This is a genomic window from Carnobacterium sp. GW821-FHT04C06, from assembly GCF_059420345.1.
The window spans coordinates 85,778-93,856 of the sequence record NZ_JBWKTN010000007.1; the positions used below are offsets into that span (position 1 = coordinate 85,778).

Genomic DNA, 8,079 nt, shown 5'->3' on the forward strand with positions numbered 1-8,079 from the left:
CTTGTCTTTTTTGCGGTTCCTGTTTTAGCTATCTATAAATTGAAATCATCACTAACAATTTTAGCCGTTTCAGCAATTAATTCATCATTATAGTCACTTTCTTGTTGTTCTTTATTTGAAAAAATAACCAAAACGATAGGCTTTCTATTGGGCGGATACAACACAGCAATATCATTACGAGTCCCGTATGAACCAGCTCCTGATTTATCGCCTACGATAACATCTGATGGAATACCGGCACGAATTAGCTTACTTCCAGTAGTATTTTCTATCAGCTGTTTTTTATAAAATTCTAGTTTGTCTGTTGGAAGTTTGTGATCAATAGCTAATTTTTTTAAGTCTAGCGCAATTTCTTTTGGTGTACTAGTATCTCTGATATCACCTGGGGTAGCTTCATTCAATTCGGTCTCAAAGCGTGAAGAATCAGTGGTGTAATCGCCCAGTTCTGCTAGCTTCGTTTGAAACCCTTTAGGGCCACCAAGCTGTTTAAAGAGGAAATTTCCAGCGGTGTTATCACTGTATTGAATTGCTGCACTAATTAATTCTTTTAAGGGCATTCCGATATCTACATATTTTTCTGTGATTGGAGAATAAGTGACTAAATCTTCTTTTTTAATCATAATGGTTTGATTTAATTCATCCCAAGAGGATTCATTTAATACTAACCCTCCTGCTAAAGCTTTATAGGTCGATGCAAAGGCAAAGCGTTGATCTTCGTTATAAGCGACTACTTTATTCGTTTCAGTATCTAATCCATAAACGCCCAACGTAGCATCATACTTTTTTTCTAATTTTTCAAAATTGAGAGAAGCATCCTTTTTTGGTAACTTAGTGTCTATTTTTGTTTTGGCCACATCTTTACTAGGTTTTAAAATAGCTCCGGCTCCGACAACTAACGCAACCCCCAGCGTTATGACTAGCAAACTTACGTACTTTCTATTTTTCATTTTTTCCTCCTTTTAAGCTTTGTATGATTTTTTTACTTTCATGTAAAATATACGCTATTCATTTTAAATTTTTACGTTGAATTAATTAAAATTATTCAAATACTGTTACAAATGATCATTCTTAGTTTTGTTATTCAGCATTCAAAAAACCTAAAAACCACGATTCAAAAATTATGAATGGCGGTTTTTAGGTTTTATATAGAAAGGAAAATTTTAATGCTGCCATCCTCAGCATAATATTCAAAATCTGTTTGATAGGTACGAACTTGGTTTATCTTTGCATCGCGCCAAATTTTTTGCCAAGCTTCACCGACGCCTGATGGCGAAGCAGTTTTAACAGGGATTTCTAGATAATTTCCATCATTTAGTAGAATGGTTTCTTCAAATTTTGCTGTTTCATTTCCTACTAAAAGGTCATAATCGCCAGTGAAATCACTCTCATAGTTAAAATAAACAGCATAGATAGCGCCTTTGAGTTCCATATTTGGAACGCGGCTCCATAAGTCGAGAATGGGATGGAGTTGTTGATTATTTGTTCTGATTTTCAACCCATGAATTGTTTTGCTCATTGTGTTTGTCACTCCCTTTAATTGATAAGGTTAGTTTAGCATTTAAAAGCTGACAACTATCTGTCATCATTTAAAAAAAGGACATGTTACACATGGAACATTGAAAACTAAGCATTTTTTTCGTTAGATTCAATTTCTTTTGTTAAGAAATAGGAAATGACCGTTCGAATGACAACAATCGATGCCAACATAATCATATCATCTAATGTTGGGTTTAAAATGGATTCAATAATATCTGCAGCAATCAAAATTTCTAAACCAAATAAAATATAAGAGCCTAATTGATTTTTGATCACATTATTGCGGTAAACGGTATCGTTTCTTGAATATGGGAAGATGATTGTTTTAGTAAAATCTATCATCGCTAATAATACACCCCAAACAATGACTAAAATGGATAAGGTATTTAAAACTAAAATCAGCATTTCTAATAATGCTTTGAATTCCACCGTGTTCACAATCCTTTCTAATGTGTTAGATAATTTTAGTGTACTATGATTGACTGGAAAAGTACAAAATAAAAACAGCCAAATGATCGTTAAAAGGTTCATTTGGCTGTTTTTTAATTATGATGCAAAGACAATTTCCCATTCTGCTCGTTTAGCTAAAAATTCTTGAGCTAATTCCTGAGCGCCTGTCAATGTATGACTTGCAGCCCAACCGCATTGGATTTCATTGCTGGCAGGAACTTCTGTAGCAATCAAAACATCCTTCATAGTTGCTTCTAAAACATCTAAAATTTCATTGTAGTTATCATGATTAATGACCGTTAAATAGAAACCAGTTTGGCATCCCATCGGACTCCAGTCAACAATATAGTCCGCATGATTGCGAATCAACTCAGCAGTTAGATGTTCTAATGAATGTAAACTTGCCATTTCCATGTGTTCTTTATTGGGTTGCTTAAAACGTACATCGTATTTATAAATGATATCTCCATTGTCGCCTGCTTTTTTTCCAGCAAGACGAACATATGGGGCTTTGACCTTTGTATGGTCTAAATTAAAACTCTCAACATTCATTTTTTCCATGATTGTTACCTCCAGTAGTTATTTTTGTGCTTCTACAAGCCAAACGAAGTCGTTCATTTGTTCAAATGAAACGGTAAATCCTGCCTTTTGAAAAGCGTCTCTCATAGTTGAAATTAAGGGATAGTATTCACGCTTTAAATCAGATGCTAAATCATAAAATCCCGATATTTCGGCATTTTCAATGGCGCTTTGATACGCTTGAGTACTTTCAAACATCGTATCGGCAAAGATAATTTTTCCATCAGCTGTTAATTGGTGATAATAATCTTTCAACGCACGTTGCTTTTCAGAATCTGTTAGGTGGTGAAAAACATAAGTGCTAACGATAGTGTCGATTGGAAAAGTAGGGCGAGGATACTGCTCTAAATCACCATCATAAATAATGAAATCAGCAGGTAATTTCTCTTTTGCTAATTGGCGCATTTCTAAAGAGGGTTCGATTGGAAAAACCCGTTTGCCACTTGCTAATAAAAGGCTTGTTAGATTTCCAGTTCCAATTCCAAATTCTAAAACAGAGTCCCCGCTACGGCGAACTACTTGATTTAAAATTTCTTTATAGTTCTGAAAAACAGCTTGATAAGCTGGATCCTTTCCTTCAACAAAGGTATCGTAATCGGTTGCCCATTCTGAAAAAACAGTTAAAAATTCTCTTCCCATAATGAAATCCTCTTATCGTGAAGCAAGCGCCAGCGCTTGTTTCACGTCTTCCATTAAATCGTCGATATCTTCCAATCCAACAGAAAGTCGAATCAATTCGTCCTTGATGCCAGCTTTTTCTCGTAGCTCTTTTGGTATGGAAGAGTGGGTCATAATAGAAGGGACTTCTGCAAGACTTTCTACTGCACCTAAACTTTCTGCAAGTGTAAAAACTTGTAAGCTTTCAACGAAGGTTTTAGCAGAAGAGCCTGGCGTTAATTCAAAGGAAATAATTCCGCTAAAGCCTGTTGATTGTTTTTTAGCAATCGCGTGTCCTCGGTGGGAAGCTAGTCCTGGATAGTAAACTTTTGCGACATGGGCATTCTCTTCTAAGAAGGTCGCAATTTTCAAGGCATTGACTTGGTGTTCGTCCATGCGAATACCAAGTGTTTTAATCCCTCTTTGTAATAACCAGCTATCTTGTGGTCCTAATACGCCGCCAATTGCATTTTGTAGAAAACCGATTTCCTCTGCTATATCAGGACGATTAGTTGCAACCAATCCAGCCACCACGTCACTGTGTCCACCAAGATACTTCGTTCCGCTATGCACAACAATATCAGCACCTAAGGTTAACGGACGTTGATTGTAAGGCGTTGCAAAGGTGTTATCAACAATGCTAATTAAATTATTTTTTTTAGCAAAGGCAGTCACGCCTGTGATATCCGTGATTTTCAAAAGAGGATTGCTTGGTGTTTCTAAATAAATGGCTTTTGTTGATGGAGTTAAAGCTTTTTCTAAAGAAGCAAGGTCACTTGTATCCACGATGGTAAATTCAAGTCCTTGCTTCTTCATTACGCCATTCAGTAAGCGGAATGTTCCACCGTAAACGTCGTCGCCGACAATCAAATGATCGCCTTGTTCAAATAACGAAAAAACAGTATGGATGCCTGCTAAACCTGACCCAAAGGCAAATCCCTTAATTCCTTCCTCTAAATCAGCAATCAATTCTTCCAAGGCAAAACGAGTTGGGTTCCCAGAACGAGAATATTCGTACTCTGGTTCGCCGCCTAGCTCCTTTTGAGCATAGGTAGAAACTTGGTAAATCGGCACACTAAGTGCTCCTGTATAGTTGTCACGACTGATTCCGCCGTGGATTAACTTGGTTTTCATTTTCATAGAAAACCCTCCTAACGATATATTTTTTGACTCAAATAACGTTCACTACTATCTGGAAAGACGGTCACAATGTGACTTCCGGCAGGCAAAATTGCCGCCTCTTTCAGACAGGCGCAAAACGCGGCACCGCTTGAGCTTCCGACAAATAAACCTGCTTCTTTAGCTAATGCTTTAACATAATAGAAGGCTTCTTCGTCTGATATCGTATAAATCTCATCAAATAAGGTTTGATTGACAAAATCTGGGATAAACTCCATTCCAATTCCTTCTGTGTCATGTCCATGAGGCGCACCACCATTTAAGATAGAGCCCACTGGTTCAACGATACAAGTTCGAGTAGTGGAGTCGATTTCCTTTAAGTAACGAGCAGTTCCTGAAAAAGTACCGCCACTTCCCGCACCAGCTACAAAGGAAGTGATGGGTGTTGTTGGGAGATCGTGCTTAATTTCAGGACCTAATGTTTCATAATAGGTTAGAGGGTTATTAGGATTTTCAAATTGTTTTGGTAAAAAGCTATTAGGCATCTCTTTTGCTAACGCTTCTGCTTTTTTGATGGCTCCTGCCATACCGTCCTTAGTTGGCGTATGAACAATCGTTGCACCAAGTGCCTTCATCAAAGCTTGTTTTTCTTCGCTAAATTTTTCAGGCACCACAAATAAAACAGCGATGTTGTGTTTTTGAGCAGCTAAAGCTAACCCAATTCCTGTATTGCCAGCAGTCGGTTCAATAATCACAGAGTCTGTTGTTAAGCTGCCATCTGTTAAGGCACCTTCAATCAACTTTACTCCAAGACGATCTTTAACACTGCCCCCAGGATTGAACATTTCTAATTTAGCAAAGATTTTAGTCCCCTGAGGAACATCAAAGCCTTTGATTTCTAAAAGTGGTGTATTTCCAATAAGTTCATTTACTGAGTGAAAAAGCATTTGCGAAAAACTCCTTTTGATTTGTTAGTAAAACAATGAGAATCCTATGAAAAATTTATTAATATGAATTATAGTTCACTTTTAAAAAATAAGCAACACAAAGATTTTGTTATTTAAAATCGTTTGCATTCCTTGTTTGTATAAAAATTCATTTTTATTAGAGTTATTTAATTATGTGAGATAGTGAGAGTGTGTTGTTTAGAGTTCATTTTTTATGAAATGTTTATTTTGAACTGAGTGGAAGTGAATTGAAAGATAAATAACAAGAAGTTCGGTAAATTGGTCTAGGTGAATGGAAGTTTTTGAGTGAGATAGCAGATAGCATTTTATATACTTAGGTCAAGAATGAAGCAAAAACATGTTTTTTTGAATTCGATAAGGGTATAATAAAAACAAGTTATTTCAATCCTTATAATAAGAAAAAAGTTATTGCAATTGAATTAGTTAACATAATATGAAAACTATATTTATCAAGTTTAATAACTGTTTTTTTCATATTAAAGAATAAAGGATAGTTCGATTAGAAAATCAATTAAATTGAAAAAAACAGTTGATTTTTTCAGCTGTGAAGCATAAAATTAAGCCATAATTTAGAAATCAGGCAACTTGTCTGATTGTTTTTCATGTGACTAAGTTGTATTAGGCATGATAAAAGACTTCGCTAATTGGGCTTTGAAAAAATCTCAAATAGGGATTCCTTTTGTCGTGCCTTTTTATAGTGTTCAAAATAAGAAGGGAGTTTTTAACATGGGTTTATTTTTTAACAAGAAGAAAAAAGAAGAAGTAGTTGAGGTTGCAGGTGTAAATGAAGCATTAGTTGCAATTGCAGATGGTAAAATTTTACCAATCAATGAAGTACCAGATCCTGTTTTTGCTGAAAAAATGATGGGTGAAGGTTTTGCGGTAGAACCAACTTCAGATGTTATCGTAGCACCAATTGGCGGAACATTAGTACAAGTTGCGGATACTTTACACGCATACGGCATTCAAGCAGAAAGTGGCGTAGAAGTGTTAATTCATGTTGGATTGGATACTGTTGCCTTACAAGGTAAAGGATTTGATGCGCAAGTGAAAGTGGGAGACGTTGTAAAAAAAGGCGACCCATTAGTAAAAATCGATCGCGAATTTTTAATTGCAAATGCACCAAGCATTATCACGCCGGTAATCGTAACAAATGGCAATATTGAGTCTTATAACTATGACTTCAAGGGAAGTGGCGAAGCTGTAGCTGGTGAAACAGTTGCAATGGTGGTTTCTAAAGCCTAAAGGTTGTGTTCTCAGGGAGTAACTGAAGGAGCAGATGATCTAACGTGAAAATAAAAAAAGTATTTAATCAAAATGCCGTTCTTGTTGCCGATGGCGCCATTGAAAAAGTGGCAATCGGCAAGGGAATCGGGTTCAATAAAAAAAAGAATGACCTTGTTCATGAACGAGACATTGAGCAAATGTTTGTGATGGAAACTGAACAAGAAAACTTCCAACAATTGTTGTCTCAAATTGATGAAGTCTACTTTTTTGCGTCAGAACGCATTATTGAACACGCTGAAACGATTTTAAAAGAGAAATTAAATGAACACATTCATATTGCATTAGCAGATCATATCGCCTTTGCGATGGATCGGTTAAAAAATGGCATCATTGTTCAAAATAAATTGCGTAAAGAAATCGAAGTGCTTTATAGTGAAGAATTTTTAATCGCTGAATGGGCAATTGAGTATCTTTCAACGCAATTTGGAATTACCTTTACATTAGATGAAGCGGCTTATATTGCAATTCATATTCATAGTGCTAGAACGAGTGAGTATGGAAACAATAAAAGTATTCGTGAAATCACTATGGTTTCAGAGATGGCTCGTGTGGTAAGTGAAGAATTAGCAATTGATTTCACTAGCTCGGAAATGAGTTTGTCTTATTCTCGTTTAGTAACTCATTTAAGATTTGTTTTAGAACGATTTTATACAAAAAAATATCATGCGATGGATCAAGATGTATTAGCCATTATTAAAAAGAAGTACGACCTTAGTTATCAAGTAGCATTAAAAGTTTCTAGGATGCTACTTGTGGATTTTGGGATTAGTCTACCTGAAGATGAGTTAGGCTACATCACGATTCATATTGAACGACTAAGTAATTTAACATGAGTATAAGAAGTTTGAATTTGGAGGAATTTTAAAATGAAAAAAGAGTCATTAGCAAAAAGATATGGAATTGCCTTATCTTATATTGCGGTATCAGTAGTTTCGTTATTAATTTTTTGGGCCCTTTCACTAACAGGTGTAGGTGCTTTTGTAGGGATTTTTAATGCGTATAAATTGATCTTTCCGTTAGTTGTTTCTATTTCTGTAGCAACTGGGATTGGATTTGATCACAGTGGTGCTTCTGCTTTAGCTGGAGCTGTCGGTTACTTAGTATTTGGGTCTTCATTTTCAGTCTTAGTAGATCCTAAAACAGCATTTTTAGTAACATCTCCGATTAAATTATTTGGTTCAGTAGGATCAGATCAACTCTTCTTTATCCTTTGTGGATTGTTCATGGGAATTGTTGCAGGCGTATTGTATAACAAATTTTACAACATCAAAATGCCAGAATGGTTGGCCTTCTTTGGTGGACGTCGTTTCGTTCCAATCGTAACCAGCGTTGTCGCTTTGTTTATCGGTTCATTTATTGCCAACGTTGTTATTCCACATTTATAAGAGTTAAATAGGAGGATTTTAATCATGTTAAATCAAATGCAAAAAATTGGGAAAGCGTTAATGCTTCCAATCGCAGTATTACCTGCTGCTGGGTTGTT

10 protein-coding genes are annotated in these 8,079 nt (G+C 35.9%); 3 read left to right on the forward strand and 7 right to left on the reverse strand.

Annotation, left to right across the window (positions count from 1 at the left end; genetic code table 11):
* Positions 1–32: 32 nt before the first annotated feature.
* From bla to AC07SW_RS12660, 7 genes are all read right to left on the reverse strand, one after another.
* A complete protein-coding gene (bla, locus tag AC07SW_RS12630) occupies positions 33–947 on the reverse strand; it encodes a class A beta-lactamase (RefSeq protein ID WP_135022410.1) in 915 nt (304 codons plus the stop codon).
* 194 nt (positions 948–1,141) lie between these two features.
* On the reverse strand, positions 1,142–1,516 hold the full coding sequence (locus tag AC07SW_RS12635; protein WP_135022411.1) for a GyrI-like domain-containing protein: 375 nt from the start codon (positions 1,514–1,516) through the stop codon (positions 1,142–1,144).
* Positions 1,517–1,623: 107 nt separating this feature from the next.
* Positions 1,624–1,941, reverse strand: a complete 318-nt coding sequence (locus AC07SW_RS12640; protein ID WP_227001276.1) for a DUF1622 domain-containing protein — start codon at positions 1,939–1,941, stop codon at positions 1,624–1,626.
* A gap of 141 nt (positions 1,942–2,082) precedes the next feature.
* Positions 2,083–2,547, reverse strand: a complete 465-nt coding sequence (locus AC07SW_RS12645) for an S-ribosylhomocysteine lyase (RefSeq protein WP_074401304.1) — start codon at positions 2,545–2,547, stop codon at positions 2,083–2,085.
* Between the two features lie 18 nt (positions 2,548–2,565).
* Entirely contained in the window at positions 2,566–3,204 is a 639-nt protein-coding gene (locus tag AC07SW_RS12650) for a class I SAM-dependent methyltransferase (RefSeq protein ID WP_135022413.1), read from the reverse strand.
* Between the two features lie 12 nt (positions 3,205–3,216).
* Entirely contained in the window at positions 3,217–4,362 is a 1,146-nt protein-coding gene (locus AC07SW_RS12655; protein ID WP_135022414.1) for a cystathionine gamma-synthase, read from the reverse strand.
* 11 nt (positions 4,363–4,373) lie between these two features.
* Positions 4,374–5,288: a PLP-dependent cysteine synthase family protein gene (locus tag AC07SW_RS12660; RefSeq protein ID WP_119907379.1), complete on the reverse strand. Its 915-nt coding sequence runs from the start codon at positions 5,286–5,288 to the stop codon at positions 4,374–4,376.
* A 747-nt stretch (positions 5,289–6,035) separates the two neighbouring features.
* Here AC07SW_RS12660 and AC07SW_RS12665 point away from each other — a divergent pair.
* From AC07SW_RS12665 to AC07SW_RS12675, 3 genes are read left to right on the forward strand one after another with little or no spacing between them, the layout of a single operon-like run.
* Positions 6,036–6,554 (forward strand): PTS sugar transporter subunit IIA, encoded by a 519-nt coding sequence (locus tag AC07SW_RS12665; protein WP_119907380.1) that lies wholly within the window; start codon positions 6,036–6,038, stop codon positions 6,552–6,554.
* A gap of 44 nt (positions 6,555–6,598) precedes the next feature.
* Positions 6,599–7,429, forward strand: coding sequence for a BglG family transcription antiterminator (locus tag AC07SW_RS12670; protein ID WP_119907381.1), 831 nt, complete (start codon positions 6,599–6,601; stop codon positions 7,427–7,429).
* Positions 7,430–7,462: 33 nt separating this feature from the next.
* On the forward strand, positions 7,463–7,981 hold the full coding sequence (locus AC07SW_RS12675) for a PTS transporter subunit EIIC (RefSeq protein WP_034572581.1): 519 nt from the start codon (positions 7,463–7,465) through the stop codon (positions 7,979–7,981).
* Positions 7,982–8,079: the final 98 nt, after the last annotated feature.

What these genes read in the sequence shown, in the direction of transcription:
- bla (WP_135022410.1), bottom strand. Translation starts at nt 947, where the DNA reads ATGAAAAATAGAAAGTACGTAAGTTTGCTAGTCATAACGCTGGGGGTT.
- AC07SW_RS12635 (WP_135022411.1), bottom strand. Translation starts at nt 1,516, where the DNA reads ATGAGCAAAACAATTCATGGGTTGAAAATCAGAACAAATAATCAACAA.
- AC07SW_RS12640 (WP_227001276.1), bottom strand. Translation starts at nt 1,941, where the DNA reads ATGCTGATTTTAGTTTTAAATACCTTATCCATTTTAGTCATTGTTTGG.
- AC07SW_RS12645 (WP_074401304.1), bottom strand. Translation starts at nt 2,547, where the DNA reads ATGGAAAAAATGAATGTTGAGAGTTTTAATTTAGACCATACAAAGGTC.
- AC07SW_RS12650 (WP_135022413.1), bottom strand. Translation starts at nt 3,204, where the DNA reads ATGGGAAGAGAATTTTTAACTGTTTTTTCAGAATGGGCAACCGATTAC.
- AC07SW_RS12655 (WP_135022414.1), bottom strand. Translation starts at nt 4,362, where the DNA reads ATGAAAATGAAAACCAAGTTAATCCACGGCGGAATCAGTCGTGACAAC.
- AC07SW_RS12660 (WP_119907379.1), bottom strand. Translation starts at nt 5,288, where the DNA reads ATGCTTTTTCACTCAGTAAATGAACTTATTGGAAATACACCACTTTTA.
- AC07SW_RS12665 (WP_119907380.1), top strand. Translation starts at nt 6,036, where the DNA reads ATGGGTTTATTTTTTAACAAGAAGAAAAAAGAAGAAGTAGTTGAGGTT.
- AC07SW_RS12675 (WP_034572581.1), top strand. Translation starts at nt 7,463, where the DNA reads ATGAAAAAAGAGTCATTAGCAAAAAGATATGGAATTGCCTTATCTTAT.